Source organism: Streptomyces vilmorinianum, from assembly GCF_005517195.1.
Taxonomy (GTDB): Bacteria; Actinomycetota; Actinomycetes; order Streptomycetales; family Streptomycetaceae; genus Streptomyces; species Streptomyces vilmorinianum.
Map to the genome: position 1 here is coordinate 310,744 of NZ_CP040244.1, position 26,356 is coordinate 337,099.

27 protein-coding genes and 1 pseudogene are annotated in these 26,356 nt (G+C 71.3%); 11 read left to right on the forward strand and 17 right to left on the reverse strand.

What is annotated here, in order from left to right; translation table 11 throughout:
- Nucleotides 1-80: 80 nt before the first annotated feature.
- The 3 genes from FDM97_RS01585 (at nt 81) to FDM97_RS01595 (ending at nt 2,853) form a co-directional block, all read left to right on the forward strand.
- Complete coding sequence (locus FDM97_RS01585) at nt 81-695, forward strand: TetR/AcrR family transcriptional regulator (RefSeq protein WP_254705457.1); 615 nt, start codon at nt 81-83, stop codon at nt 693-695.
- 488 nt (nt 696-1,183) lie between these two features.
- The gene (locus FDM97_RS01590) at nt 1,184-1,663 is read left to right on the forward strand and encodes a cation:proton antiporter regulatory subunit (protein ID WP_137988480.1); all 480 of its coding nucleotides are present in this window, start codon (nt 1,184-1,186) and stop codon (nt 1,661-1,663) included.
- Nucleotides 1,664-1,668: 5 nt separating this feature from the next.
- Nucleotides 1,669-2,853 (forward strand): cation:proton antiporter, encoded by a 1,185-nt coding sequence (locus FDM97_RS01595; protein ID WP_137988481.1) that lies wholly within the window; start codon nt 1,669-1,671, stop codon nt 2,851-2,853.
- 198 nt (nt 2,854-3,051) lie between these two features.
- Here the strand turns inward: FDM97_RS01595 and FDM97_RS01600 are convergent, their stop codons facing one another.
- The 5 genes from FDM97_RS01600 to FDM97_RS01620 all read right to left on the reverse strand — a co-directional run bounded on the left by FDM97_RS01600 (nt 3,052) and on the right by FDM97_RS01620 (nt 7,143).
- Nucleotides 3,052-4,299 carry a cation:proton antiporter gene (locus FDM97_RS01600; RefSeq protein WP_137988482.1) on the reverse strand — a complete coding sequence of 416 codons (1,248 nt, stop codon included), beginning with the start codon at nt 4,297-4,299 and terminating at the stop codon, nt 3,052-3,054.
- 4 nt (nt 4,300-4,303) lie between these two features.
- Complete coding sequence (locus FDM97_RS01605; protein WP_137988483.1) at nt 4,304-4,774, reverse strand: cation:proton antiporter regulatory subunit; 471 nt, start codon at nt 4,772-4,774, stop codon at nt 4,304-4,306.
- A 283-nt stretch (nt 4,775-5,057) separates the two neighbouring features.
- Entirely contained in the window at nt 5,058-6,029 is a 972-nt protein-coding gene (gene trxB / locus FDM97_RS01610; RefSeq protein WP_137994595.1) for a thioredoxin-disulfide reductase, read from the reverse strand.
- A 14-nt stretch (nt 6,030-6,043) separates the two neighbouring features.
- A complete protein-coding gene (locus FDM97_RS01615) occupies nt 6,044-6,457 on the reverse strand; it encodes an arsenate reductase ArsC (RefSeq protein ID WP_137988484.1) in 414 nt (137 codons plus the stop codon).
- Nucleotides 6,458-6,501: 44 nt separating this feature from the next.
- Nucleotides 6,502-7,143: an arsenate reductase ArsC gene (locus tag FDM97_RS01620; protein WP_137988485.1), complete on the reverse strand. Its 642-nt coding sequence runs from the start codon at nt 7,141-7,143 to the stop codon at nt 6,502-6,504.
- Between the two features lie 74 nt (nt 7,144-7,217).
- Between FDM97_RS01620 and FDM97_RS01625 the strand changes: the two genes are divergently transcribed.
- From FDM97_RS01625 to FDM97_RS01635, 3 genes are read left to right on the forward strand one after another with little or no spacing between them, the layout of a single operon-like run.
- The gene (locus FDM97_RS01625; protein WP_137988486.1) at nt 7,218-7,532 is read left to right on the forward strand and encodes an ArsR/SmtB family transcription factor; all 315 of its coding nucleotides are present in this window, start codon (nt 7,218-7,220) and stop codon (nt 7,530-7,532) included.
- Nucleotides 7,533-7,575: 43 nt separating this feature from the next.
- On the forward strand, nt 7,576-8,346 hold the full coding sequence (locus FDM97_RS01630; RefSeq protein WP_137988487.1) for an aquaporin: 771 nt from the start codon (nt 7,576-7,578) through the stop codon (nt 8,344-8,346).
- Complete coding sequence (locus tag FDM97_RS01635) at nt 8,343-9,398, forward strand: ArsO family NAD(P)H-dependent flavin-containing monooxygenase (protein ID WP_137988488.1); 1,056 nt, start codon at nt 8,343-8,345, stop codon at nt 9,396-9,398. Before FDM97_RS01630 ends, FDM97_RS01635 begins: the two co-directional genes overlap by 4 nt.
- Before the next feature lie 15 nt (nt 9,399-9,413).
- On the opposite strand, the gene FDM97_RS01640 is transcribed toward FDM97_RS01635, so the two are convergent.
- From FDM97_RS01640 to FDM97_RS01655, 4 genes are read right to left on the reverse strand one after another with little or no spacing between them, the layout of a single operon-like run.
- Nucleotides 9,414-10,160, reverse strand: a complete 747-nt coding sequence (locus FDM97_RS01640; RefSeq protein WP_137988489.1) for a TIGR02391 family protein — start codon at nt 10,158-10,160, stop codon at nt 9,414-9,416.
- 51 nt (nt 10,161-10,211) lie between these two features.
- Nucleotides 10,212-10,712, reverse strand: coding sequence for a GNAT family N-acetyltransferase (locus FDM97_RS01645; RefSeq protein ID WP_137988490.1), 501 nt, complete (start codon nt 10,710-10,712; stop codon nt 10,212-10,214).
- A complete protein-coding gene (locus FDM97_RS01650) occupies nt 10,709-11,071 on the reverse strand; it encodes an ArsR/SmtB family transcription factor (protein ID WP_137988491.1) in 363 nt (120 codons plus the stop codon). The genes FDM97_RS01645 and FDM97_RS01650 overlap by 4 nt, the downstream gene beginning before the upstream one ends.
- A gap of 48 nt (nt 11,072-11,119) precedes the next feature.
- On the reverse strand, nt 11,120-12,175 hold the full coding sequence (locus tag FDM97_RS01655; RefSeq protein WP_137988492.1) for a flavin-containing monooxygenase: 1,056 nt from the start codon (nt 12,173-12,175) through the stop codon (nt 11,120-11,122).
- A gap of 108 nt (nt 12,176-12,283) precedes the next feature.
- Between FDM97_RS01655 and FDM97_RS01660 the strand changes: the two genes are divergently transcribed.
- Complete coding sequence (locus tag FDM97_RS01660; protein WP_137988493.1) at nt 12,284-13,657, forward strand: NAD(P)-binding domain-containing protein; 1,374 nt, start codon at nt 12,284-12,286, stop codon at nt 13,655-13,657.
- Nucleotides 13,654-14,895, forward strand: a complete 1,242-nt coding sequence (locus FDM97_RS01665; protein ID WP_137988494.1) for an MFS transporter — start codon at nt 13,654-13,656, stop codon at nt 14,893-14,895. The genes FDM97_RS01660 and FDM97_RS01665 overlap by 4 nt, the downstream gene beginning before the upstream one ends.
- Nucleotides 14,896-15,133: 238 nt before the next feature.
- Here FDM97_RS01665 and FDM97_RS01670 read toward each other — a convergent pair.
- Nucleotides 15,134-15,261 (reverse strand): annotated as a pseudogene (locus tag FDM97_RS01670) (serine hydrolase domain-containing protein); the annotation flags it as partial.
- Nucleotides 15,262-15,781: 520 nt separating this feature from the next.
- Complete coding sequence (locus FDM97_RS01675) at nt 15,782-16,171, reverse strand: helix-turn-helix domain-containing protein (RefSeq protein WP_137988495.1); 390 nt, start codon at nt 16,169-16,171, stop codon at nt 15,782-15,784.
- A gap of 419 nt (nt 16,172-16,590) precedes the next feature.
- Between FDM97_RS01675 and FDM97_RS01680 the strand changes: the two genes are divergently transcribed.
- On the forward strand, nt 16,591-17,151 hold the full coding sequence (locus FDM97_RS01680) for a GNAT family N-acetyltransferase (RefSeq protein WP_175439004.1): 561 nt from the start codon (nt 16,591-16,593) through the stop codon (nt 17,149-17,151).
- A 45-nt stretch (nt 17,152-17,196) separates the two neighbouring features.
- Here the strand turns inward: FDM97_RS01680 and alaS are convergent, their stop codons facing one another.
- The 6 genes from alaS to FDM97_RS01710 form a co-directional block, all read right to left on the reverse strand.
- Entirely contained in the window at nt 17,197-19,851 is a 2,655-nt protein-coding gene (gene alaS, locus FDM97_RS01685) for an alanine--tRNA ligase (protein WP_137988497.1), read from the reverse strand.
- A gap of 242 nt (nt 19,852-20,093) precedes the next feature.
- Nucleotides 20,094-20,747: an HAD family hydrolase gene (locus tag FDM97_RS01690; RefSeq protein WP_254705458.1), complete on the reverse strand. Its 654-nt coding sequence runs from the start codon at nt 20,745-20,747 to the stop codon at nt 20,094-20,096.
- Entirely contained in the window at nt 20,744-21,298 is a 555-nt protein-coding gene (locus tag FDM97_RS01695) for an orotate phosphoribosyltransferase (protein ID WP_137988498.1), read from the reverse strand. The genes FDM97_RS01690 and FDM97_RS01695 overlap by 4 nt, the downstream gene beginning before the upstream one ends.
- Nucleotides 21,295-21,894, reverse strand: coding sequence for an LOG family protein (locus FDM97_RS01700; RefSeq protein WP_175439005.1), 600 nt, complete (start codon nt 21,892-21,894; stop codon nt 21,295-21,297). Before FDM97_RS01700 ends, FDM97_RS01695 begins: the two co-directional genes overlap by 4 nt.
- Nucleotides 21,891-22,763: a hypothetical protein gene (locus FDM97_RS01705; RefSeq protein ID WP_137988499.1), complete on the reverse strand. Its 873-nt coding sequence runs from the start codon at nt 22,761-22,763 to the stop codon at nt 21,891-21,893. The genes FDM97_RS01700 and FDM97_RS01705 overlap by 4 nt, the downstream gene beginning before the upstream one ends.
- Before the next feature lie 41 nt (nt 22,764-22,804).
- Nucleotides 22,805-23,635, reverse strand: coding sequence for an aspartyl/asparaginyl beta-hydroxylase domain-containing protein (locus tag FDM97_RS01710; protein WP_137988500.1), 831 nt, complete (start codon nt 23,633-23,635; stop codon nt 22,805-22,807).
- 396 nt (nt 23,636-24,031) lie between these two features.
- Here FDM97_RS01710 and FDM97_RS01715 point away from each other — a divergent pair, with 396 nt between their 5' ends.
- Together FDM97_RS01715 and FDM97_RS01720 are read left to right on the forward strand one after the other, a co-directional pair.
- Nucleotides 24,032-25,441 (forward strand): hypothetical protein, encoded by a 1,410-nt coding sequence (locus tag FDM97_RS01715; protein WP_217510220.1) that lies wholly within the window; start codon nt 24,032-24,034, stop codon nt 25,439-25,441.
- Between the two features lie 23 nt (nt 25,442-25,464).
- Entirely contained in the window at nt 25,465-26,067 is a 603-nt protein-coding gene (locus FDM97_RS01720; protein WP_137988501.1) for a GNAT family N-acetyltransferase, read from the forward strand.
- Nucleotides 26,068-26,356: the final 289 nt, after the last annotated feature.

The following is a 26,356-nucleotide window of genomic DNA, read 5'->3' on the forward strand; positions in this document are numbered from 1 at the left end:
CGCTCCAGCCGGACGAGATACGATCGCTTACATGCCTGTAAGATATACAGGCCCAGTCAACCTTGACAAGGGTGTAAGAGTTGTCTGCTTCCGAGAGCCCGGGCGGCCCGTCCCGCGTTCGCCCTCGCCGCCGGGCCGACGCCGAACGGAGCAGGGCCGCCGTACTGGACGCCGCGGTCCGCCTGCTCGCCGAGCGGCCCGACGCCGGCATGGCCGCGATCGCCACCGCGGCCGGCGTCACCCGCCAGACCGTCTACGCGCACTTCGGCACCCGGGACGCTCTGCTGGAGGCCGTGGCCGACCGGATCACGGACGACGCCATGGCCGCGATGGACGAGGCGGAAGCGGCCGAGGAGTCCGCTCTGGGCTCGTTGCTACGGCTCCAGGACATCGGCTGGCGCCTGTTCGAGCGCCACCCGGTACTGCTCCAGCTCGGCAGCGCCGAAGCCGACCGCACCCGGCACGAGCCGGTCATCGCCCGCCTGACACGCCTGATCGAAAACGGCCAGTCGACAGGCGAGTTCGCCCCCACCCCGCCCGCCACCTGGCTGGTGGCCGCGGTCACCGCCCTGTCCCACGCCGCGGGCGACGAGGCCGCCGCGGGCCGGCTGACGGTCCAAGAGGCGGCGACATGCCTGCGCACCGCCACACTCGCCGTCCTGGAAGCCCGCCCCCCGGAACCCCCCAGCCCTTAGGCCGGCGCCCCGCGCGCCCACAGGGCGAACACGCGGACCCCAGGGCGCGGTTGCTCAGCCCCTCCCCGCGCGCGGGGGGCGCGCGGAGCCGGCCGCAAAGCCCCCGGAAACCATTCAGGGGCCTGACCCGCTTTCGCGGATCAGGCCCCTGACCTGGTCTTTCAGCTGTCGGGGTGGCGGGATTTGAACCCACGACCTCTTCGTCCCGAATGAGGTCCGGCAGGGCTCGTGGCCTGGCTATTTTGGCAACAGTGCAGGTCAGAGGATTGGTACGGGCGAGGCTGCGTCGGTCTGACGAGGAGGCTGGGAGAAGATCGTCTCCCAGATCTCTCCCAAGGGCTTGAGTACGAGCAGCCACGCTCACTGTGGCCGACCGTTTGCAGACGCATCGCCGACGCCAGGGATGCTCGTACTGGCCGTCGGTTGCGGGTGTACCCGCACGGCCCCTCCACCGTGCCGTGCCTGGAGGGTCACCGGACGATGGGTGGATGGATGTCACCGAGGTGCTGCTGCCCGGCGTGGGCCTGCGTTACGAGTTCACCAACCACCGGGGCGACCGGATCGGTGTGGTGGCCCGGCGCACGGGGGACTTCGAGGTGGTCGTCTACGGGACGGACGATCCGGACGAGGGCCGGTCGGTGTTCGAGCTCAACGACGAGGAGGCCGACGCGGTCGCGGAGATCCTGGGCGCCCCGCGGATCGCGGAGCGGTTCGCGGACCTGACCAAGGAGGTGCCGGGCCTGGCGTCGGGGCAGGTCGAGGTGCGGGCGGGCAGCGCGTTCGACGGCAGGCCGCTGGGGGATACGCGGGCGCGGACGCTGACCGGGGCGTCGGTCGTGGCGGTGGTGCGGGGCGAGGAGGTGATCGCGTCGCCCACGCCGAGGACGGTCCTGCGGGGAGGTGACGTCCTGGTGGTGATCGGTACGCACGAGGGCATCGCGGGCGTGGAACAGATCATCCGGGGCTGAGGGCCGTGGAGACGCCGGTCGCCCTGCTGCTGGAGCTGGGCGTCATCCTGGCCGCCCTGAGCGTGCTGGGGGCGCTGGCGCGGCGCTTCACCCTTTCGCCGATCCCTCTTTATCTGCTCACGGGCCTGGCCGTGGGGGAGGGCGGTATCGCCCCGGTCCCGGCCGCGGGCGAGTTCGTCGGGGCCGGCGCCGCCATCGGGGTCATTCTGCTGCTCCTGGTGCTGGGGCTGGAGTTCTCGCTGCAGGAGTTCGCGGTCGGGCTGCGGCGGCACGTGTCCTCGGCCGTGGTGGATGTGGTGCTGAACGCCGCTCCGGGGGCGGTGGCCGGGTGGCTGCTCGGCCTGGATGGCGTCGGAGTGCTCGCCCTGGCGGGTGCCACGTACATCTCCTCGTCGGGCATCGTGGCCCGTCTGCTGTCCGATCTGCACCGGCTGGGCAACCGGGAGACGCCGGCGGTCCTGTCGGTGCTGGTCCTCGAAGACCTTGCCATGGCCTTCTACCTGCCCGTGCTCGCGGTCCTGGCCTCCGGGGGCGTGTGGTGGCAGGCGGTCCTGGGTGTTCTTGTCGCGGTCGGCGCGGTCCTGGTCGCCTTCACCGTCTCTTACCGGTGGGGGCATCACCTCGGTCGCCTTGTCGCACACCCCGACGCCGAGCAGCTGCTGCTGCGCGTCCTCGGCCTCACCCTGATCGTCGCTGCGCTGGCCGAGTTCGTCCACGCCTCGGCGGCCGTCGGCGCCTTCCTCGTCGGGCTGGCCCTGACGGGGGAGACCGCGACCCGTACCCGGGCTGTGCTCAGCCCCCTGCGGGACCTGTTCGCCGCCGTGTTTTTCCTGGCGATCGGCCTGTCCGTCGACCCCGCCGACCTGCTGCCCGTGCTGCCCGCCGCGCTCGCGCTCGCGGCCGTCACCCTCGTCACGAAGGTGATCGTCGGCCGGTACGCGGCCTTCCGTGACGGGGTGGGCCGGCGCGGGCAGTGGCGCGCCGGCACCGCGCTGATCGCCCGCGGCGAGTTCTCCCTCGTCATCGTCGGCCTTGTCGGGACCACGCACAGCACGCTGGGCCCGCTGGTGACGGCGTACGTCTTCCTCCTCGCCATCGCCGGCCCCCTCCTCACCCGCTTCGCCGGAGTCCTGCCCGTCCGGCCGGGGCCGGTGACCGAGGCACGAGAGGGCGCGCCTCCTCCGCCGTGACCCGCGTGCACGTGAGCTTCAGAGGCCGCCTCGGCGGCGCCGGGGGTCTTGTTCGGTGTTCCCGCCGCCAGTCGGTGTTCCGGAGTAGCCCCTGGGGCAGGTTCCCGGCGATGCCGACGACTCCGCTGAGGTAGACGGCCAGGACGGCGAGCCTTACGAGCGTGTCGAAGCTGGTGATCGCCGCCCGGCCGTCGTCGGTCACCCCCTGGTGACCGTGCCGTCGTCGACCGGCTCCAGGCTCTCCGGCAGAGTCCCGGCCGCCGGGGCGGGGGCGGGGCCCTTGTTCCGGCGGCGTGCGGTCAGCCGCATGGCGATCGGTTCGGTGTAGCGGGCGGTGAGCGGGCCCACGATCACCAGGACGAGCACGTACGCGGTGGCCAGCGGCCCGAGGGCCGGTTCGATGCCCGCGGTGACGGCGAGACCCGCGATCACGATGGAGAACTCGCCACGGGCGACCAGCGTGCCTCCCGCCCGCCAGCGGCCCTTGACGGAGATCCCGGCACGTCGCGCGGCCCAGTAGCCGGTGGCGATCTTCGTTCCGGCGGTGACCACGGCCAGCGCGAGGGCGGGCAGGATCACCGGCGGGATGCTGGCGGGGTCGGTGTGCAGCCCGAAGAAGACGAAGAAGACGGCGGCGAACAGGTCCCGCAGCGGGCTCAGCAGGTTGTGCGCTCCCTCGGCGACCTCCCCGGAGAGGGCGATGCCGACGAGGAACGCGCCGACGGCGGCGGAGACCTGGAGCTGCTGGGCGATGCCCGCCACGAGGAGGGTGAGCCCGAGGACGACCAGGAGAAGCTTCTCGGGGTCGTCGCTGGAGACGAACCGGGAGATGACCCGCCCGAACCGGACGGCGAGGAACAGCACCAAGCCCGCGACGCCGAGGGCGATGGCGAGGGTGATGCTTCCGGCGGCCAGGCTCACCCCGGCGAGCAGGGCGGTGATGATCGGCAGGTACACGGCCATGGCGAGGTCTTCGAGGACCAGGATGCTCAGGACGACCGGGGTCTCGCGGTTGCCGAGACGGCCGAGGTCACCCATCACCTTGGCGATGACGCCGGAGGACGAGATCCAGGTGACGCCCGCCAGGACCACGGCGGCGACCGGACCCCAGCCGAGGAGCAGGGCCATCGCCGCGCCGGGCAGGGCGTTGAGGGCGAAGTCGACCAGGCCGGCCGGGTACTGGGTCTTGAGGTTGGTGACCAGGTCGCTGGCCGTGTACTCCAGACCCAGCATCAGCAGCAGCAGGATGACGCCGATCTCGGCGCCGATGGCGACGAACTCCTCGCTCGCGCCCAGGGGCAGCAGACCGCCCTCGCCGAAGGCGAGCCCGGCCAGCAGGTAGAGGGGTATCGGGGAGAACCGGAACCGTCCGGCGAAACGGCCGAGGAGCCCCAGGCCGAGGATGATCGCACCGAACTCGATCAGGAAGAGGGCGGAGGAGTGCACGCGCTCACTCCCGGCCCAGGATCGAGGCAGCCGCCTCCGCACCCTCACGGGTGCCGATCACGATGAGGACGTCACCGCCGGCCAGCCGGAACTCCGGCCCCGGAGAGGGCACCGCGCCGGACCGGCGCAGCACCGCGACGATCGACACCCCGGTCTCCGTCCGCATCCGGGTCTCGCCGAGCAGCCGCCCGTTCCAGTACGAGGTCGAGGACAGCTCGACGCGCTCCGCCACCAGACCGAGATCCGTGGTCGACAGCAGGTTCGGGCTGTGGTGCGAGGGCATCAGCGCGTCGATCAGCGCCTCCGCCTCACCGGAGGTCAGCTTCACCGACAGCGCGCACTCGTCCGGATCGTCCCGGTGGTACGCGTTGAGCACCCGCCCCCCGTCACGACGCGCGACCACCGAGAGCCGCCGCTGTTCACGCGTGGTGAGGTCGTAGCGGACCCCTATCCCGGGCAGCGGCGTACTGCTCATCCTCCGAGTGGGCACGACGGAACTCCCTGCGGTGTCGACGAGGGCACGCGAGAAGCCCACGTACGGGTGGCGGTTTGACGGTTACTTTACCCAGGCGACGAACATGGACGACGGGAGCATTCGCGGCACCCCACGGCCACGTGCCCGCGCGCGGCAGGCCCGGACAGGTCTGGACGATGACGAAGCCCCAGGTCTCTGACCTGGGGCTTCGCAGAAGATATCCGCGTCGACCACTGCTCGCCGCCATGAAGGGGACGGATGGGGCACGGCTGCTCGCAGCGCTTCAGACGGTGACCGACGCGGCAGTCTTGTGCGCCAGTGCTGCCAGATGGCGTTCGGTGTCGAGGGCTGCCTGGCAGCCGCTGGCGGCGGCGGTGATGGCCTGGCGGTAGGTGTGGTCGACGACGTCGCCGGCGGCGAAGACGCCGGGGAGGTTCGTGCGCGTCGAGGGGGACTCGACCTTGATGTAGCCCTCGTCGTCGAGGTCGATCTGGCCGGTGAAGAGTTCGGTGCGCGGGTCGTGGCCGATGGCGATGAACAGGCCGGTGGCGTCGAGGTCGCGGGTCTTGCCGGTGATGACGTCGCGGAGGACGACACCGGCGAGCATGCCGCTCTCGGACTTGATCTCCGCGATCTCGCTGTCGAAGGCGAAGGAGATCTTGTCGTCGGCGAAGGCCCGGTTCTGCATGGCCTTGGAGGCGCGCAAGGTGGAGCGGCGGTGGACGACGGTGACCGAGCGGGCGAAGCGGGTGAGGAAGGTGGCTTCTTCCATGGCGGTGTCGCCGCCGCCGACCACGACGATGTCGCGGTCGCGGAAGAAGAAGCCGTCGCAGGTGGCGCACCAGGACACGCCGCGCCCGGACAGCTCCTGCTCCTTGGGGAGGCCGAGCTTGCGGTAGCCGGAGCCGGTGGCGATGATCACGGCCTTGGCGCGGTGGATGGTGCCGGCGGAGTCGGTCAGCAGCTTGACGTCGCCAGTAAGGTCGACCTCGACGACGTCGTCGTCGATCATCTCGGCGCCGAACCTCACGGCCTGGGCCCGCATGTTCTCCATCAGGTCCGGGCCGTCGATGCCCTGCGGGAAGCCGGGGAAGTTCTCGACCTCGGTGGTCGTGGTGAGCGAGCCGCCGATGAAGATCGAGCTGCCGAACAGCAGGGGCTTGAGCTGAGCACGGGCGGTGTAGAGGGCGGCGGTGTACCCGGCGGGGCCGGAGCCGATGATGACGACGTCGCGTATGCCGTCGGTCTGGTCGATGTCGCTCACGCCGGTCACGCCTTCTTGGCGTCGATGTCGGCGATGAGGCCCTCGATGAGGGTCCTGATCTCGTCGCGGATGGGGCGGACGGCCTCGACGCCCTGTCCGGCGGGGTCCTCCAGCTGCCAGTCGAGGTAGGTCTTGCCGGGGAAGACGGGGCAGGCGTCGCCGCAGCCCATGGTGATGATGTAGTCGGACGCCTGGGCGGCCTCGGGGGTGAGGACCTTCGGCTTCTGGTCGGAGATGTCGATGCCCAGCTCGGCCATGGCGGCCACGGCGGAGGGGTTGACCTGGTCGCCGGGGAGAGAGCCCGCGGAGCGGACCTCGACACGGTCGCCGGCCAGGTGGCGCAGGAAACCGGCGGCCATCTGGGAGCGGCCGGCGTTGTGGACGCAGACGAACAGCACGGAGGCGAGCGGAGCAGTCATCGGTTCTTCCTCGGGAGCAGCAGTGGTGCGGGGGACGGAAAGGTTCAGGAGCCGGACGGCAGGGTGTCCAGCAGGTCGGTGATCCGGGCGTCGAGGGCATCGCGGATCTCGCGCACGACGGTGATCGGGGCGCCGTCGGGGTCGGGGACCGGCCAGTCCAGGTAGCGGTGGCCGGGGAAGACGGGGCAGGCGTCGCCGCAGCCCATGGTGATCACGATGTCGGCGGCCCGGACGACCTCGTCGGTCAGCGGCTTGGGGTAGACCTCGTCGAGTGCGACGCCGGCCTCGGTGAGCGCTTGGACGACGTGCGGCTCGACGGCGCCGGCCGGGTGGGTGCCCGCGGAGGAGGCGATCACGCCGTCCCCGGCCCGGTGGGCGAGCAGGGCCGCGGCCATCTGGGAGCGGCCGGCGTTGTGGCTGCACACGAACAGCACCCGCGGCCGACCGTCGCCCGCGGCCGGGTTCTCGACGTGCGCGAGTGCGTCCAGGCGCTCAGCGGCGAACCGCTCCGCGAGCACCACGAGGTGGGTGCGGACGTGCGCGTTCGCGGCGAGCCGCTGGTAGGAGTCCGCGATCAACCGCTGCACCGTCTCCGGGGAGAACCGGCCGCGGTGGCGTACGGCAAGGCGGGCGACACCGGCCGCGAGACGTTCGTCGGGAAGGACCGGGTACGAGGACGCGGCCATGGTGAGAACCCCCTGGGTTCAAAGAGGTCAGCCCAGGCTGGTATCAGCTCCGGGTGATGTGAGAGTATCAGCACATGATGACGTCAGTCGATGCTGATCTGATCCGGGTGCTGGGCGATCCCCTGCGCCTCCAGATCGTGACCCTGCTCGCCCGCGAGACGCTGTGCACCACCCACCTCGTGGAGGAGACCGGTGCCAAGCAGACCAACCTCTCCAACCACCTGAGAGTCCTGCGCGAAGCCGGGGTCGTCGAGACGGAGCCCTGCGGCCGGTTCACCTACTACCGCCTCAAGCCGGATGTCATCGAGCAGCTCGCCGGCCAGTTCACCGCTCTCGCCCAGACCGCGCGCCTGACCGCCGAGGCGAACTTCAAGCGTTCCTGCCCGTAGTAGCCCCTGCCCCCGTGCCTCACCTGCCGAGGAGTACCCGCCCGTGACCGCCACCGAGCCCGCCGCGAGCGACGCCATAGCCACCGACCTGTCGCCGCAGCCCGCCCCCGGCGCGACCCCGCCCCGTACCCCGCTCGCCGCCCGAGCCGCTGCCGAGCTCGTGGGTACCGCGGCGCTGGTGGCGATCGTCGTCGGCTCCGGCATCCAGGCGACCCAGCTCACCGACGACGTCGCTCTGCAGCTCCTCGCCAACTCCACGGCCACCGTCTTCGGCCTCGGCGTGCTGATAGCCCTCCTCGGCCCGGTGTCCGGCGCGCACTTCAACCCGGTGGTCAGCCTGGCGGAGTGGTGGACCGCCCGCCGGGGCGGTGCCGGCGTGAACGCCCGCGAGCTCGCCGTCTACGTCCCGTCGCAGATCGTCGGCGGGATCCTCGGCGCGGTGCTCGCGGACGCGATGTTCGGCGAGCCGCTGGTGAAGTGGTCGACGCACGACCGCTCGGCGGGCAACCTGCTCCTCGGCGAGGTGGTGGCGACCGCCGGCCTGATCCTGCTGATCTTCGGCCTGGCCCGCACCGACCGGCTCCGCTTCGCGCCAGTCGCCGTCGCCTCGTACATCGGCGCCGCCTACTGGTTCACCTCCTCCACCTCCTTCGCCAACCCGGCGGTGACGATCGGCCGCGCCTTCACCGACACCTTCGCGGGCATCGCCCCGGCCTCCGTCCCCGGCTTCATCGCCATGCAGCTGATCGGCGCCGTCGTGGGCCTGGCCCTGGTCGCCGTGATCTTCATGCGCGGCAGGACGGACACGGAGTGACCCAGGCTGTGGATGTGGTGGTGATCGGCGGCGGCCAGTCCGGGCTCGCCGCCGGCTATCACCTGCGCCGCCTGGGCCTGGACTTCGTCATCCTCGACGCGCAGCTCACACCGGGCGGTGCCTGGCGGCACACTTGGGACTCCCTGCACCTGTTCTCCCCGGCCGCGTACTCCTCCCTGCCCGGCCGCCTCATGCCCCCGCAGCCCGGCGAGACCTACCCGGACGCCGCCCACGTCGTCTCGTACCTGAGCGATTACGAGCAGCGGTACGACCTCCCGGTCCACCGACCCGTCCGCGTGACCGGCGTCCACCGCGACGGCGAACTCCTGCGCGTCGAGACCGACTCCGGTACGTGGCGTACCCAGGCGGTGGTGAGTGCGACCGGCACCTGGTCACGCCCCTTCGTCCCCGCAGTGCCGGGTCGTACGGAGTTCTGGGGCGCCCAGCTCGACACGGTCGAGTACCGCAGTCCCTCCGACTTCACCGGGCGGAAGGTGATCGTGGTCGGGGGCGGCAATTCCGGAGCCCAGATCGCCGCCGACCTCGCGTACGGCTCCGACCTGACCTGGGTCACCCTGCGCGAACCCCGCTACCTCGCCGACGACATCGACGGCCGCGCCCTCTTCGACCACGCCACCGCCCGCCGCCGCGCCCTCGACGATGGCCGCACCGACACTGGCGGCGTCGCCTCGCTGGGCGACATCGTCGCCGTTCCGCCCGTCCGCGCAGCACGCGATGCGGGCCTGCTCAAGGCCCAGCCGATGTTCGACCGGCTCACTCCGACCGGGGTCGCCTGGTCCGACGGTTTGACGGCGGAGGCCGACGCGATCATCTGGTGCACGGGCTTCCGCCCCGCCCTCTCCCACCTCGCGCCACTCGGCCTGCGCGGCCTTCGCGGCCACATCCCCACGACCGGCACCCGGGCGACCGGCGAGCCCCGACTCCACCTCCTCGGCTACGGCGACTGGACCGGCCCCGCTTCGGCCACCCTCATCGGCGTCGGCCGTCCCGCCCGCGACGCCGCCCGGCAGATTGCCGGGCTTCTGCGCTGAGGTTGCAGACCTGGGCTATTCGGCCTGCGCGACCGTGGCCGTATCCACCCATCGGGCCAGGACGCTGAACGCGGCCAGCTGCTCCAGGGCCTCATGCTCGGGCAGCTCTGGGAGGCCGTCCTCGTGGCTGTTGGGATTGCGGATGCCGGCGTAGCAGCCCTCGGCGAAGGCCATGGCACCGCGATGGATGCTGCGGAAGGTGTCCCCGCCGTCATCCTCCATCAGCCGAAGGCGGTGCTCGCCGTCCTTCGGGGCGGTCAGGGAGAAGGCGTTCTGGAAGAGCTTCGTCTCGCTCAGGTCCCGCCGTCCCACCTTGTTCCGTGTCTCGGCGTTGACCTTCCTCGCCGCAGCGGTGACCGCTTCGCGGAAGTGACCGCTCTGCCACAGTGCCCGTGCCCCCTGCCAGATCCACGGATGCATCGTCGCGGCACTGAGCTGGGGAGCGTCGTCCCCCAGACGCTCACGAATCTCCGCATCCCGCTCGAGTGCCGCGTCGGCGCGCTGTGCTGCCTCCCGGTGCTGGCACCAACGGTTGACCGTTTTGTTGCGGTCGGACGGGACCTCGGTCTTCCACCGCGGCAGCACCCGGTCGAGGATCTGCTCCACAACATGGGCGCTTGCAACGATGTCCCTGCGCGATCCCCTGTTGGAGAGGCTGCTGCTGAGGACCATCACGCCTGGCGGGTCGGGCGGCCGGTACAGCTCGGTCAGTTCAAGGAAGTGGGCGAGCTCTCCGCGCGCCCAGTCGATGTCGAGAGTCATCACGCCATCATCCACACACCCACCGACACTGAAACCCGCATGGCATGGGGATCAGGAGATGGCAGGACTGCGCCGCTCGACGAGCACGACGTCCCGCCACACGCCGTGGTGGCGGCCGATGCGCTCGCGGGTGCCGATCACCCGGAAGCCTGCCCGCTCGTGAACAGCGAGGCTCGCGGCGTTCTCCGGGAAAATGCCGGACTGGATGGTCCAGATCCCGGCCGCCTCGGTGGAGTCGATGAGCGCCTTCAGCAGGGCGGAGGCCACACCCTGGCCCCGGGCGTCGGGGTGGACGTAGACGGAGTGCTCAACGACGCCCTCGTACGCGCACCGGTCGGAGACCTTGGTGGTGGCGACCCAGCCGAGGACCCGTCCGGTCTCGTCGGCGGCGGCAAACCGGTGTTCGGGCAGCTTTGCCGCGTCGAACTGCTCCCAGGTGGGGGCTGTGGTCTCGAAGGTGGCGTTGCCCTCGTCGATGCCGACCTGGTAGATCGCGATCACTTCGTCGGCGTGCGCGGCGGTGAGCGGCACCACCAGGGCGGAGGCGGTCACGCGGCAGCCGCCTTGGTCAGCAGCTGCCCCATGGCCGCCAGCACGGCGGGCTCGACGCGGTAGTACACCCAGGTGCCGCGCCGCTCGGAGGAGAGCAGCCCGGCCTCCTTCAGCTTCTTCAGGTGATGGGACACCGTGGGCTGCGAGACGCCGACATCGGAGATGTCGCACACGCACGCCTCGCCGCCTTCGTGAGAGGCGACCGCCGAGAACAGCCGCAGGCGCACCGGGTCCCCGAGCGCCTTGAACATCTTCGCTGTCCGCTCGGCCTCGTCCGCCGTCAGCGGGCGCTCCGTCAGCGGCGGGCAGCACGGCTCGACCTCCGGCTGGAGCAGCGGCAACACCTTGACATTCGACATGCGTCTATGTTGACACATGTCGAACCAGGAGTCAGGAGGGCAGGGAGGCTATGAGCGGCGCAGCTGACGGGCGATCCTGCGGGCGGCCCGTTCGGCATCGCGGCCGACGCCCCGCAAGGACGCCGACGACAGGCTGCGCTGCCACTCCAGCCCCACGTGGACGAGGTGTGGGTGGGTGAGCGAGGCGCCGTTCCGGTGTCGGGGACGCCCTGAGCCGTCGAGGATGCCGAGCGGGGTGAGGTAGCCGAGGTCGGGCCGGTAGCCGGTGGCCAGGATGATGGCGTCCACCTCCTCCTTCGTCCCGTCGTCCCAGGTCACCGTCGGGCCGTCGACCCGCGTGAACATCGGGCGCCGGTCCGGCCGGCCGGCGGCGAGGGAGGCGCGGTAACGGCCGTCGTCGATGACTGCCATCGTGGCCGGACGCCGCTGGAAGCGGCCGAGCGGTGCCGCATCCAGGCCGGTGACCGTCAGCCAGTAGTGCAGGTCCCGCCCGAGCGGCCGCTGCGGGAACCAGCGCACCGGCGCTCGGCTCGCCAGACTCACCCGCGCCACCTGTGCCAGCTCGGCGGCGACCTGCACGGCCGAGTTCCCCGCGCCGACGACCACGACCCGCTGCCCCTCGTGCGGCTCGGGGGTTCGGTACTCCGAGACGTGCAGCAGCGCGCCGGCGAAGGTGTCGAGCCCGGGCAGGGTGGGCCGGTTCGGCCGACCGAAGCCCCCGCTAGCCGTCACCACCGCTCGAGCCCCCAGCCGCTGCCCGCCTTCGAGGTCCAGCGCGAAGCCGTCCCCGGCCGCACGTGCAGCCGTGACCCTGCTACGGGTGCGGATGTCGGCATCCAGGCGCTCGGCGTACCGCACCAGGTAGGCCACCACCTCATCCCGGTGCGGGTAGCGGTCCGGGTCGCCACCGAACGGCAACCCCGGCAGCGCGCTGTACCGGGCGGGCGAGAACAGGGTGAGGCTGTCGTAGTACCGCGGCCACGAACCGGCGGCCTGCTCGGATGCCTCCAGGATCACAGGTCGAAGCCCCACGCGCAGAAGGCTGTGCGCCGTGGCGAGGCCCGACTGCCCACCCCCGATGACGGCGACATCGATGTACTCCACGAACCATCACTCCGTTTCGATGAATGTCTATGTTGACGTCTATCGATATCTGGTGCCATGCTGAGGGCGCAAGAGATCGACGGACGTCGAAACACAAGGGGACTCGTCATGAACGCCACCGCCACCGAGCAGCTGCCCGTCGTGGTCATCGGAGCCGGCCCGGCCGGTCTGGCCGCCGCCTCCCACCTCGTCGAGCGGGGCCTGGAGCCGCTGGTCCTGGAGGCCGGCGCGCAGGCGGGTGCGGCGGTGCGTGAGTGGGCGCACGTGCGGCTGTTCTCCACCTGGGGCGAAGTCACCGACCCGGCCGCCGAGAAGCTCCTCGCGCCGACCGGGTGGGTGAAGCCCGACGCGAAGACGTATCCGACCGGCGGTGACTGGGCGGAGAAGTACCTCCAGCCACTCGCCGACGTCCTCGGCGACAAGGTCCGCCTCGGAGCCCGGGTCGCCGGCGTCTCCCGCGCCGGCCGCGACCGGATCGTCGACGCCGACCGCGAGACCCAGCCCTTCGCCGTCCACGTCACGTACGCCGACGGGCGCGAGGAGCGGCTGTTCGCCCGCGCGGTGATCGACGCCTCCGGCACCTGGACCACCCCGAGCCCGGCCGGCGCCTCCGGCCTGCCGGCCCTGGGCGAGAAGGCCGCTGCCGACCGCGTCACCTACCGCGTCCCGGACCTCAAGGACCCGGCCGCCCGCGCCCGTTACGCGGGCAGGCGCACCGCCGTGATCGGCTCCGGCGCCTCCGCCTTCACGGCGCTCGCCTCGCTCGCCGACCTGGCCAAGTCCGAGGACGGTGAGGGGGCCAAGGCGGTATGGATCCTGCGCCGAGGCATCTCCGGCTCCACCTTCGGCGGCGGCACCGCCGACCAGCTCCCCGCCCGCGGCGCCCTCGGCCTCGCCGCCAAGACCGCCGTCGACGAGGGCCACGCCGACGCCGTCACCGGCTTCCGTACGGAGGCGATCGAGCGCGACGGCGACCAGCTCGTCCTCGTGGCGGAGGACGGCCGCCGCCTCGACCCGGTCGACGAGGTCATCGTCCTTACTGGCTTCCGCCCCGACCTGTCCTTCCTCGACGAGCTGCGCCTGGGCCTCGACGAGCGCCTCCAGGCCCCGGTCGAGCTGGCGCCACTGATCGACCCCAACCAGCACTCCTGCGGCACCGTCTACCCGCACGGCGTGAAGGAGCTCTCGCACCCGGAGCAGGGCGTGTACCTGGTCGGCATGAAGTCCTACGGCCGCGCGCCCACGTTCCTCGCCCTCACCGGCTACGAGCAGGTCCGCTCCGTCGTCGCCGCGATCGCCGGCGACCACGAGTCCGCCGAGCGCGTCGAACTCGTCCTTCCCGAGACCGGAGTCTGCGGCGGCGCCGGCCTCTTCGACCAGCCCGACACCGACACGGCCGCCGACGGCGGCGGCTGCTGTGCTCCCGCTCCCGCGCTGATCCAGCTCGGCAGCACCAGCCCCGCGCCCTCCTGCGGCTCGTGACCGACCTCGACACCCGCACGGACGGGGCCGCGACCGGGACGGGGGTCCGGTCGCGGCCCCGCGCCGCGCTACCTGCCCTCTGCCTGACACAGATCACCGGCTGGGGGATCGTCTACTACGCCTTCCCTGTCCTGATCTCCCGCATCACGGCCGACACCGGCTGGTCGTCAGATGCCACGACGGGCGCGTTCTCCCTGGCCCTCCTCGTTTCGGCAGCCGCAGGCGTACCGATCGGCCGCATCCTGGACCGGCGCGGCCCGCACCTGGTCATGACCGGAGGATCCGCCCTTGCGGTCATCGGCGTACTGGCCGTGGCAACGGCCCCCAACCTCCCCGCCTTCTACGCCGCCTGGGCCCTGACCGGCATCGCGATGGCCGCCACCTTCTACCAGCCCGCCTTCGCCGCCCTCACCCGATGGTGGGGTCCCGACCGCGTACGGGCCCTCACGATCGTCACCCTCGCGGGCGGCCTCGCCTCCACCGTCTTCGCCCCGCTCACCGCCACCCTCGCCGAACACCTTGACTGGCGCGCCACCTACCTCGTGCTCGCAGGCATCCTCGCCGCGATCACCCTCCCCGCCCACGCCCTCGCCCTCCGAGCCCCCTGGCCGCCTGCCCCGCAGACCCAGCACCCCGACCAGCCGACCGGAGGCGACCGGACCGCACGCAGCAGGCCCTTCATCCTGCTCGCCACCGCGTTCACCCTCTCCGGCTTCGCCATGTACGCCGTCGTCATCGGACTCGTACCGCTCCTCGAAGAACGCGGCGCGAGCCCGACCACCGCCGCGTGGGCACTCGGCCTCGGCGGCGCCGGCCAGACCCTCGGCCGCACCCTCTACGCCGCCCTCGCTACCCGCACGACCGTAACCACCCGAACCGCCGCCCTGATCGCCCTCGGCGGCGCCACCACCGCGGCCCTCGCGCTGGTCCCGGGCCCGATCCCGCTCCTCGTCCTGCTCTCCGTCCTCGCCGGAGTCGTACGCGGCAACCTCACCCTCCTCCAGGCCACCGCCGTCACCGACCGCTGGGGAACCACCCACTACGGCCGACTCTCCGCCCTCCTCGCAGCCCCGGCCACCATCGCCGCCGCCCTCGCCCCTTGGGCCGGAGCCGCTCTCGCCGGTGTGCTCGGCGGGTACGGCGCCCTCTTCCTCGCCCTGAGCGGAAGCTCCCTCACGGCAGCCCTCCTGGCGACGAGAGCCACCCCGCGAGAGAAGGCGAGGTCTACTGGGGTCTGATGCGCACGAGCGCTCGACACGCACGGTGGCATCGCCGACTGCTTCCTGAAGTGGGCGACGGAGATCACGAGCTGGGGCGAGGCCGGCTGTTCCTTCTGTTCCGAAACGGAACGGATTCGGCGTTCCCTCAGGGAACATGCCAGGGCGATAGCCGCAGTGGCCATGCCGGACTGCGGCCAGCTCGGCGCCCCCCGTTCGGTATATATCATCCGCAGGCTGCGAAGGGCGCTCGGGTGCCTTAGGCGAACGCCACCTCGCGGAACGCGTTGCGGACGTCGGTCAGCGGTTGGCGGCCGCGGGTGTAGTAGAGCTTGTTGGTCAGCAGTACCGCCCACTGATCCTTCGTGGGGAGATCCACATGCCGGACGGATGATCAGGCGATCGCTGGGCGAACGGCGGTTGTCGTACCCGCGCACTACGGGCCGTCATGACGGGTTTCGACCGGCACCAGCGGCATGGCTTGGCGAGTGGGCGTGGGGCGGCGTCGCCGCGGAGTTGTTGCGCGCGGAGGGCCCCGGCCGACAACGCGCTTGGCGTTCGCCGAAACTCCCCACCACCGTGTCGTACCTGCTGGACTCCGCCGATCAGTGACCCCCGCTACTGGGTCGACCGCGGGCAGGAACCAGCGAGAGGCGCACCCGCCAGCGGTGCTCTGCGGGTGCGCCTCGAGAGGCGACCCAGGGTCACCCTTGCGGTCCCATATCGCCAGCGTGTGGCCAGTAGGGGAGCTCGTCCGGATGTGTGCGAAGCCTTGCTTGGCGCCACGCCTCGTCATGTGTCAGCGGTCCGCCGTGCCCGAGTCGGAGCGCGACCGCGCGCAGGCTGGTGACCGGAGAGAGAACCGCGCGGAGGACGTTCAGCTTCAGTAGTCGTCCGTTCATCGGGCTCAGGCCAACGCGCCGTCGCCGAACTCATCCGGATTCATGAACAGCCGAAGCGCTCCCTTGAGTGCCTCGATGGCGGAGCTCTGTCGCGCCGCCAGTGCCTCCACCTGCGCCAGGCGCGACTCGGCCACTTCCGCTCGGCGATCCGACTCCGCCTTCGCCTTCTCCAGCTTCTCGTACTTGGCAACTGCCTTGGCGGACATGTCCACGCCGCCGCCTCGGGGTGGTGTCGGTACGCCCCGCTCCTTGCGGTATCGATCGACCCAGCTCTGAACGGTGCTGCGCGAGACCTCGTGCTTGTCGGCGATCTCCCTGGTGGTCTGCTGGCCGGTGATCACGAGCTCTGCGAACGCGGCTCGCTCCTCTGCGCTGAAGCGCGAATCAAAGGACAACGGTGTACCTCCACATCATGTGATGAACCGCCGGGGAAACGATCCCTCAGGTCCGAGGGAACGAGGACCGGACACAATTCACGCCGGGGTGGAAGGAGCCGTTCATTCCGGTGACGCCCACGTTGACGTGATCAGACATGGCAGAAGGCCAGAGCCTGCGAGCTCTTGAAGTCGCGGTTCGGCATTCGGCGCGATCCACAGGTTGTTACGGACGTGTGCGGGGTCAGACATCAGCCGTCGGCTGCGAACGGCGGCAAAGCCGACCGCACGGTGATCGATCCTCCTCCGACGGACGAGTCGCCGAGCCAAGTGTTCGTGCCTCACTGGGGGGCGACGACCATCCTCCGACCGCTGGCACAGAATGCCGATCTGTGCAGCTCAGCAGGCGGCGTGTCACTCTCCGGCCGATACTTGTTCGCATGGACAGACCACCAGTCGGCAGGTCGACACGGCTCGGCAATCGTGAGCCGGTTGTGGTGCGGTCGTTCGCCGAGGGCGACTCCGCTGCGGAGCTGACGCGTCTGCTTCACCGCGCGTATTTCGATCATGCTGCCGAAGGCCGGGTCTTCTTCGCCTCGTATCAGTCGGTGCAGGACACGGCCTACAGGCTGGGCAGGGGCGAGTGCTGGCTGGCTCTGCAGGCGGGGGAGCTGGTGGGCACCGTGACGGTGGCGGCTCCGTATGAGGTGCCGGAGGGGTATCCGGCTCCAGCGGGGTCAGGGTCGTTCTGGCAGTTGGCTGTGGACCCTTCGCACCGGGGAACGGGTCTCGGGCAGCGGCTGCTGACTTTGGCGGAGGAACGTGTTGCCGCGCTCGGGTCTGCGCAGGTGGTGATCGATACGTCGGCCGAGGCGGTTGACTTGGTCGGCTGGTATCGCAGGTGCGGCTACGTGCCGGTCGGGTCCTGGCAGTGGGGTGTGACGAACTACGAGAGCGTGGTGCTCCTGAAAGAGCTGGTGCCGGGCGGACAAGGTCTGTGACACGGGTTGCCGGTGCCGCCGCAAGCGGCACCGGCAACCCGGGCACTACTGGTCGAGGGCGCGGGAGGCGTCCTGGGCGGCGATCGTGAGTGCCTCGTCGAGGGCTTCGGTGCGGCGGCCGCCGGCGCTGGCGACGGGACCCTTGCCGCCGGCTCCGCCGCCGACGGTGCGGGCGGCCGGGATGAGGATGCGGCTGGCGTCGGTGCCGGTGTCGTGGAGGCTGCGGGTGACCGCGGCGGCCAGGAGGGCCTTGCCCTGGTGCTCGGTGCCGAGGACGACGACGGCGTGGCCGGCGTCGAGGAGGCCGGCGGTGTGGTGAGCCAGGGTGCGGAGCTCGTCCGGGCCGAGACCGGTCACCTTCTCGGTGACGATCCGGCCGCCGGCGACGGCGCGGGCGGAGGCGGCGAGCTGCTGGGCGCGGTCTCGTAGCTCGGTTTCGCGGAGGCGGCCGAGTTCCCGTTCGGCGGAGGCGAGGGCGTCGAGACGCTTGCGGAGGGCGTTGGGGGCGTCCTGGGGGCGGGTGCCGAGGAGGGCGGAGAGTTCTTCGAGGAGGCGGCGCTCGGTGTCGTAGTAGTCGAGGGCGTCGCGGCCGGTGAGGGCTTCGATGCGGCGGAGGTTGGAGCCGATGGAGGCTTCGCCGACGATGCGGACGGGGCCGGCGTTGGAGCCGTGGCCGATGTGGGTGCCGCCGCAGAGCTCGCGGGAGAAGTCGCCGATGTCGACGATGCGGACGCGGTCGCCGTACTTCTCTCCGAACAGGGCGGTCGCGCCGGCGGCCTCGGCTTCGGCGCGCGAGGCGTGCCAGACGCGTACCTCGGGGTCGGCGAGGAGGTGGTCGTTGACGAGGGTCTCGATGGCGGCGAGCTGGGGGCGGTCGACGGCGGAGAAGTGGGCGAAGTCGAAGCGGAGGCGGCCGGCGTCGACGAGGGAGCCGTGCTGGCGGGCGTGGTCGCCGAGCGTGCGGCGGAGCATGGCGTGCAGGACGTGGGTGGCGGAGTGGGAGCGGGCGACGGCCTCGCGGCGGGCGCCGTCCACGAGGGCTTCGGCCTGCTCTCCGGTGCGGATCTCGCCTTCGGTGACGCGGACGGTGTGGACGTGGAAGCCCTCCAGGCCGGGCTTGGTGTCCAGGACCTCAAGGAGGGTGCCGCCGGAGGTGCGGATGGTGCCGGTGTCGCCGACCTGGCCGCCGGATTCGGCGTAGAACGGGCTGCGGTCCAGGACCAGTTCGAGGGTGCTGCCCTCGTCGGCACCGGGTACGACGGTGCCGTCGGAGATGAGGCCGAGGATGGTGGCTTCGGCGTCGAGGCGGTCGTAGCCGACGAAGTCGGTACGGCCGTGGCGGGCGGACAGTTCGCGGTAGGCGTCCTGGCGGCGCAGCGCCTCGGCGGTCTTGGCCTTGCCGCCGGCCTTGGCGCGCCGCTGCTGCTCGGCGAGCAGGTCGGCGAAGCGGTTCTCGTCGACGGTCAGGCCGGCGTCGCGGGCGGCTTCGATGGTCAGCTCGATGGGGAAGCCGAAGGTGTCGTGCAGCTCGAAGGCGGTCTCGCCGGTCAGGGTCGTGGACCGGTTCTCGCGGCTGCGGGTGATGGCGGCGTTCAGGAGCCGTGTGCCCTGGGCGAGGGTGCGGGTGAAGGACTCCTCTTCGGCGGTGACGACCTGCTCGATGAGGGCGGCCTGGGCGGTCAGCTCGGGCCAGACGCCGCCGAGGTTGGCGATGACGCTGGCGGTGGCCGGGGCGAGGACGGGCTGGTCGATGCCGAGGAGGCGGGCGTGGCGGACCGCGCGGCGCATCAGGCGGCGCAGGACGTAGCCGCGGCCGTCCTTGGCAGGCAGGACGCCGTCGGCGATCAGGTAGGCGATGGAGCGGGCGTGCTCGGTGACGACCTGGAAGGAGACCTTCTCCTCGCCGTTGCCGGGGTGCTCGCGGCCGGCGAGTTCCTGGACGGTGGTGAGGGTGGGCTGTAGGAGGTCGGTGCCGCAGACGTTCTCGACGTCCTGGAGGATCGCGGCGAGGCGGTCGAGGCCGAGGCCGGTGTCGATGCTCTGCTGGGCGAGGTCGCCGAGGATCGGGAAGTCGCCCTTCTTGTCGCCCTGGCCGCGCTGGTACTGCATGAAGACGAGGTTCCAGATCTCCACGTAGCGCTCGCTGTCGACGGCCGGTCCGCCCTCGCGGCCGAAGCCGGGACCCCGGTCGTAGTTGACCTCCGAGCAGGGACCGCAGGGGCCGGGGACGCCCATGGACCAGAAGTTGTCGTCCATGCCCAGGCGCTGGATGCGTTCGGCGGGGACGCCGATCTTGCGCCAGAGCTGCTCGGCCTCGTCGTCGTCCTGGTAGACGGTGATCCAGAGGCGGTCCTTCTCCAGGTTGTAGACCTGGGTGAGGAGTTCCCAGGCGTAGGCGATGGCGTCGGCCTTGAAGTAGTCGCCGAAGGAGAAGTTGCCCATCATCTCGAAGAACGTGGCGTGCCGGTTCGTCCGGCCGACGTTGTCGATGTCGGAGGTACGGGCGCACTTCTGGATGGTGGTGGCGCGGGGGAACTCCGGGGTGACCTCGCCCAGGAAGTAGGGCTTGAACTGGTTCATGCCGGCGTTGGCGAGAAGAAGGGTCGGATCGGAGGGGATCAGCGGGCTGGACGGGACCTGGCGGTGGCCGCGCGAGGTGAAGAAGTCCAGGAAGGTGGAGCGGATCTGGGTCGAGCGCATGGTGGTGTGGCCCTCACGGAAGAGTCGTGGAGAGATGGGGGTCGATCACACGCCGAGCCGGGCCGAGAACAGGGACTGAGGGGTTCTCAGTTCTCCAGCTCGACGCAGATAGCTCGCGCCCCCACGGTGTAGACCATGACTCCAGATCCGTCGCTTGAGGTGGCGCAGTCGACACCGGACGCAACGGTCCGCTGTGGCTGCGCCACCCAGCGTAGCGGGTTCGGAGCCGAGATCGCTTCGATTTATGCGCCCCGCCGTCTGGTGCCTGTCAGGGACAGGAGCGTGCCGGCGAGGTCGTCGGCGTGGGGGAGTACGACGGCGGCGCCGGCCCGGGTGAGCGCCGCCGGGTCGGAGAAGCCCCAACCGGAGCCGACCGGTGTCACGCCGGCCGCGCGGGCCGCGTGCATGTCGGACTCCATGTCGCCGACGAACACGGCGTCGCCGGGTGACACGCCGAGCTTGTCGAGGGCGAGCAGGAGGCCGTCCGGCGCGGGCTTCGGCGCCGCGTCCTCGTAGCAGATGACGACGTCGATCAGGCCGAGGATGCCGGGTGGCAGTAACCAGTCGACCCGCTGGCGGCTTCGCAGGGTCACGATGCCGGTGGCGACGTCGGCGGCGCGGAGCGCGGCGAGAGTGTCGGCCACGAACGGGAACACCTCGGCGCTGAGGGTCGCGGTGGCCGTCGCCGCGTCCCAGCTGTCCTGGTTGATCGCTCCTGTGTAGCCGAGTTCGGCGAGGATGTGCTCGCGCGGGGTGGTCGCGGCCCCGGCCGGAAGGTCGGCGACGGTGACGCGTCGGCCGAGGGCGGAGGTCGCGAAGCCCGCCAGGGTGGCGAGTTGGGCGTGGCGGGTGTCGACGAGGACGCCGTCGAGGTCGAACAGCACGGCCCGCTTCACGCGGGATCACCCCTCCGCGGCGATTCCGGCAGGTCGGCCTCGGTGAGCAGGGAGTGGAGGGTGATGTTGTGCTCGGTCAGCAGCGTTCTGCCGCCGAGCGGTCGCTCAAGGACGCACAGTGCGTCGCTGACCGGTGCGCCGGCGATCCGCAGGATGCGAGCCATGGCGAGCAGTTGTCCGCCGGAGCGGACCACGTCGTCGACGAGAACGGTCCGTCGGCCGGTGAAGGGCGCGCCTTCGATCTGCCGGCGGGAGCCGTATCCCTTCGGTCGGCGGCGCAGGAACACGGCGGGCAGGCCGGTGGCGGCGGACAGGGCGACGACGAGGGGGACGCCGCCGAGTTCGATGCCGGCGAGGAGCTGGGCATCGGCGGGGACGAGGGCGGCCATGGCGGAGACGGTGTCGCGCAGGAGCTCGGGGTCGGCGGCCAGACGGTACTCGTCGAAGTAGCTGTCGAGCCTCGCGCCGTCGGCGAGGTGGAAGGGGGCCGTGACGAGGGCGGTTTCGGCGAGCCGGACGGTGAGGTCGGGCAGCCGGGTGCTGGTGGTCATGCTCCTCCGATCTGTGCCGTGTCGAGAGCGGCGAGGCGGTCGCGGAAGACGTCGGCGGACTCGGCGGTGCTGAGGAATCCGAGAGGTCGGGTCGGGGTTTCGTACAGCCACTTCTCCTCGCGCAGGAAGGCGAGCAGGCGCAGGGCGGTCGGCCCGGCGAGGAAAATCGGTACACGCCGGATGGTCGTCGCGTAGTAGACGGCGGCAGTCAGCTCGTGCAGGGTGCCGATGCCTCCGCCCATCGCGACGACCAGGTCGGCGTGGTTTAGGTAGTGGTTGAGCCGGGTGCCGAGGTCGGGCAGGTGGACGGACGTGGTGGCGTGCGGGTTGAACGCGCCCCACTCGTCGTGCTTGCTGATCAGGGTCACTGCGGTGACCAGGGCTCCTTTGGACGAGGCCCCGCGGGCGGCGGCTTCCATCAGGCCGTTGTAGCCGCCGTGCAGGAGCTGGTATCCGGCCTGGGCCAGGGTCCGGCCGATCTCCTCGGCCAGCTTCTCCTCCTCGCCGGAGGCGGGACGGACCCCACCGAAGAAGACGGCGGTCAGACCCTCGCGGGCCCGGTCGGAGGCCGGGCCCGCGAGGTGGAGCGCGTTCACATCAGCTCCAGGTAGGTGCGGTACGCGGCGATCGGGCTCTCCAGCCCGATCAGCGCCTCGGGGCAGGCCCGCTCGACCAGGGCGAGCGTCCGCTCGACGGCCGCGTCCACGTCGGCGGCGCAGGGGACGGCCGGTCCGCCGATCGCCGCCTCCAGGTCGCCGAGGCAGGTCCGGCCGATCGGGGTGACGGCGATCTCCTCGCGCAGCTGGTACCAGCCCCAGAACCGCGAGGTGGGGGCCAGAGCCGTCTTGATCAGGTCCTTCGTCGCGGTGTGGAGGCGGTGCCACTCGGAGTACGCGACGAACCGCTGGCCGCGCTTGATGCGCTTGTGCAGCAGCACGGCCAGCACCAGGTGCTCGATGAGCAGCTCGGTGCAGGTACGGGGGCGGGCGAGGAACTCGGCCGCGAAGCGTGCGGCCACTCCGCTCTCCTCAGGAGTGGCGGGCGGTGGCTCCCGGTCGAGGAGTAAGGCCGTGGAGACGGTCGCCCGGAGGCTCGGGACGCGCGACGCGGGCACGAGGTACATGTCGATCTGGTGCAGGCGTCCGTCGTCCGGGACGAGGAAGACCATGCCCACCCCGCCGAGGTCGGCGACGATCGTGTCGCGCCAGCCGGGCAGCAGGGCGCCGGCCTCGACGGACATCAGGTCGTCCAGGGCTTCGACGAACGAGGGCAGATCGGCGTCCTGGACGCCGACGACGAAGTCGACGTCCGAGAGGCGGTCGGCGGTGCCGTGGGCCAGCGACCCACGCACCATCAGGTGCGTGACCGCTGGCGACGTGGCCAGGACGTCGGCGAGCCGGGACAGCAGCGGGAGCTGGGACGGGCGGTTGGCGAAGGTGAGTTCGGCCAGGTGCAGGGTGGGCACGTGCGTCCTCCGATCGGATTTCGGCGTGTGGGCCGTGGCGGTCAGGCCGTGAGGGCGAGGAGGCGGCGCTTGGCCGACGTCCAGCGCGTGGCGGCCTCCTCGTCGCCGAGCGAGGTGTGCAGCTCGGCGATCAGGTCGTAGACCGCGCCCTCGGGCAGGGCGTAGGTGTAGAAGAGCCGCAGGAGCATCCGCTCGGCCGCGTCGGTGTAGCCGAGGCCGGCCATGCCGCGGGCGGCCTGGAGCCGCTCGGCGAGCACCGCTGCGTCGGCCGAGGGCAGCGGCTCGGCGGAGCCGGGGTGCAGCGTGGGCCGGCGGGCGAGGCGCCGGTAGGCGTCGTCGGCGTACACGTCGGCGATCAGGTGGATCCGGTCCGGTCCGAGCAGGTTGCAGACCCCGTGGGCGTACGTCGGCGTCAGCCGCCAGATCCGCCCGCCGGTCATGTGCACCTTGGCCCCGCCGGTGACCAGGAACGCCGACGTGTTGGTGTGCAGCGGGATGTGCAGCCGGTGCCGCTCGACCTGGTCGAGCTCGTCGTAGTCGCGGTGCTCCCACAGGAAGGCGTTGGCCTCCAGCCGGGCGAGCCGCACCCACATGTAGTTCAGGCCGAGTTCGGTCAGCAGAGCAGCGGTGGCCGGCATCTGCGCCAGCAGGTCCGTCGGCCGGGCGGCGCAGTCGCCGATCGTCACGTCGGCGGGGTCGCCGGACGCGTTCATGAGCGAGGTCGTCCACCAGCCCCCGGACTGGTAGGCGCCATACTCCGCCTTCCAGGGGGTCTGGGCCGTCAGGGCCTCGTGGCGCATCCGCTCCAGCTGAGCGGAGTCGACGGCGTCGAGCTGGGCGATCTGCCCCGCAAGGGCGGTCAGGGTATCCATCGGTTCCCTCCCGTCGCCGGCCCGTCCATGAACGGGCCGACGGGCACGTGGTGCTGGATGGGGTGATCGGCCGGAGCTGCCGAGGCGGCTCCCGATCTCACCCTCCGCCGTCGGAAGTACACGTACGGCGAAGTGGCGTTCAGCATGGAGGTGGGCGGTGAGACATGGATACGACGTCGCCGCCGTCATGGAACCGCCCTCCCGGGACGGCCGTCGACCCGGTCGATGTCGGTCGGTGACGGCCCGTACGTCATGACCACCGTCATGGCCGCCGTCATCTCGGTCAGGGAGCCGCTGAACGGGTTTCCCGCCGATCCGACGCGGCTATCGTCGGGTGGAGACGAACGGGGACGGAGAGGATCCGCTGTGGCAGAAACTCCCACGCTCTTACGGGTCTTGACGCTCCGGCGGCACTGGCAGGTCTACGAGACCTTCCGCCTCCGGTTCGAAGCGACGGCGAGCTCGATCGCCGAGAGCGAGAACGATCCGCGGCTCCAGGGCCTGTCGGTCTCGAAGCGGCAGTTCGAGCGCTGGTACGGCGGCGCGGTGAAGACCCGCCCCTACCCCGACCAGTGCCGGGTACTGGAAGCGATGTTCGATGTTGGCGTCGATCTCCTTCTCGCTCCCGCACCGCCGGCCGCTTCACCGACCGCGCCCGCAGCCGATCCCCCGCTCGTCGTCCCGCCGCCACGGCCGGCCCCTGTCCTCCTCCCCACCGAGCAGGCAGCGGCACTGCCTGTCGGCGGCCCGTTCAGCAGCGAGCCCCACTTCGACGCGGGCACAACGGAATTGGAAAGGCAGGTCGCGATGGCGGCTCGTCGTGCGCTTCGGTTCACCGCGATGGCGGAGGGCAGCAGCATCGGCCCGGAGACCCTGGGCCAGATCCATGACGAAGTGCGGCGGCTCACCGCCGCGTACCCGAGGCTGGCGCTGCCGACGCTGCTCGGCGACCTGGTCGAGGTGCAGGACCTCACCTTCCGGCTCCTGGAGCACGGCCGGGTCAAGCCCCTGCAGGCCCGGGAGCTGTATCTGCTCGCCGGGATCACCTCCGGCATGCTCGCCAAGGCCAGCCACGACCTGGGCAACCCGAGCGCCGCGATGATGCAGGCCCGTACCGCCTTCGTGTGCGCCGACAACGCCGACCACCACGCCATGCGCGCTTGGGTCCGCTCCCTGCAGTCGCTCATCTCGTACTGGGCCGGCCGCCCCGCCGAGGCCGCCGACTACGCCACCCTCGGCCAGGGCGTTGCTGGCAACGTCCGTGGCACGACCGGCGTCTGGCTCGCCTGTCTCTCCGCCCGCGCACACGCCCTGATCGGCGACGCCGACGCCACCCGCACCGCCATCCAGCAGGCCGAGGACGCCCGCGCGGCCGTCGAACCCGACGACCTCGACGCCTTCGGCGGCATCATGACCTTCCCTGTACCCCGGCAGCTGTACTACGTCGCCGAGGCCACCGTGCACCTCGGCGACGACCCGGCGCTCGGCGAGAGCCGGTCGGAGGCCGCTGTCACCGCGTATCGAGACGCCGTAGAGGACGAGTGGGCCTTCGGCGACGAGGCCGGCGCGCAGACCGACCTCGCCCTCGCCCGCATTGCCCGTGGCGAGATCGAGGGCGCCATCGAGGCCGTACGCCCCGTGCTCGACCTCCCCATCGAGCAGCGGAACTTCGGCATCACGAGCAGCGCCCAGCGCGTCCACGCCGCGCTGCACGCCGACGGGCGCCGAAACGGCGGCGCGGCGGCGGGCCTGCGGGAGGAGATCGAAGCCTTCACCGCCACCCCGACGTCCGTCCTCGTCCGATGAACCGGCAGGTAGGCTCCGCGCCCATGACTCCAGTCCACCTGTTCGGTCCCCGCCTTGCCCTGCGCGAAGTCGAACCCGAGGACACCGACGCCCTCCTGGCCATCTACGGCGACCCCGAGGCCACCCGACACCTCAGCTTCGAGCCCCGTACGCCCGAGCAGGTCCAGGCGATCGTCGACCGGTCCATCGCCTCCGCTGCGGACAGCCCGAGGACCGAGTACTGCCTCGCCATCACCCGGCTCGGCGAGCACCAGCTGATCGGCTACGCCCGTCTGGCGACCGAACCGCAGCAGGCGGCCACCATCGGCTTCGCCCTGCACCCGGCCGAGTGGGGCAAGGGACTGGGCACGGAGACGGTCCAACTGCTGTGCGCCCTAGGCTTCCAGACGGTCGGCCTCCACCGCATCTGGGCGGCCCGCTCACCTCTCAACGAAGCGTCCGCGCGAACCCTGCTTCGGGCCGGCATGACCGAGGACGGCCGGATCCGCGACCACGTCTTCGTCCGCGGGGCATGGCGGGACTCGATCACGTACTCGATCCTGGAGCACGAGTGGACGCCGATCGACGGCCTGGACGGCGGTCCGGCGCCGGGCGTGCAGGGCACAGCCGACAGCCAGGGGACGTGAGCCGGTGACCACCGAGGCGGACTTACAGCACCACCTGGTGATCCCCGGCATCGCCGAATTCGCACGAGGCGGCCTACCCGACCCGCCGACCACGGACGACGGGAACCACTGGGTCGACGGGATCTGCTGGCTGTACTGCGGCCAGCAGAGGACCCGCGTCCTGTGGATCGGACCGGCGAGCGTGGCGGGCACCCAAGCGCCCATGTACGCCTGCGGCCCCTGCATCCAAGAACTCCAGCAGCGGGTCTGGCAGTCCGTCCTCCTCGACGATGGGTCGGCTCGGCAAGCG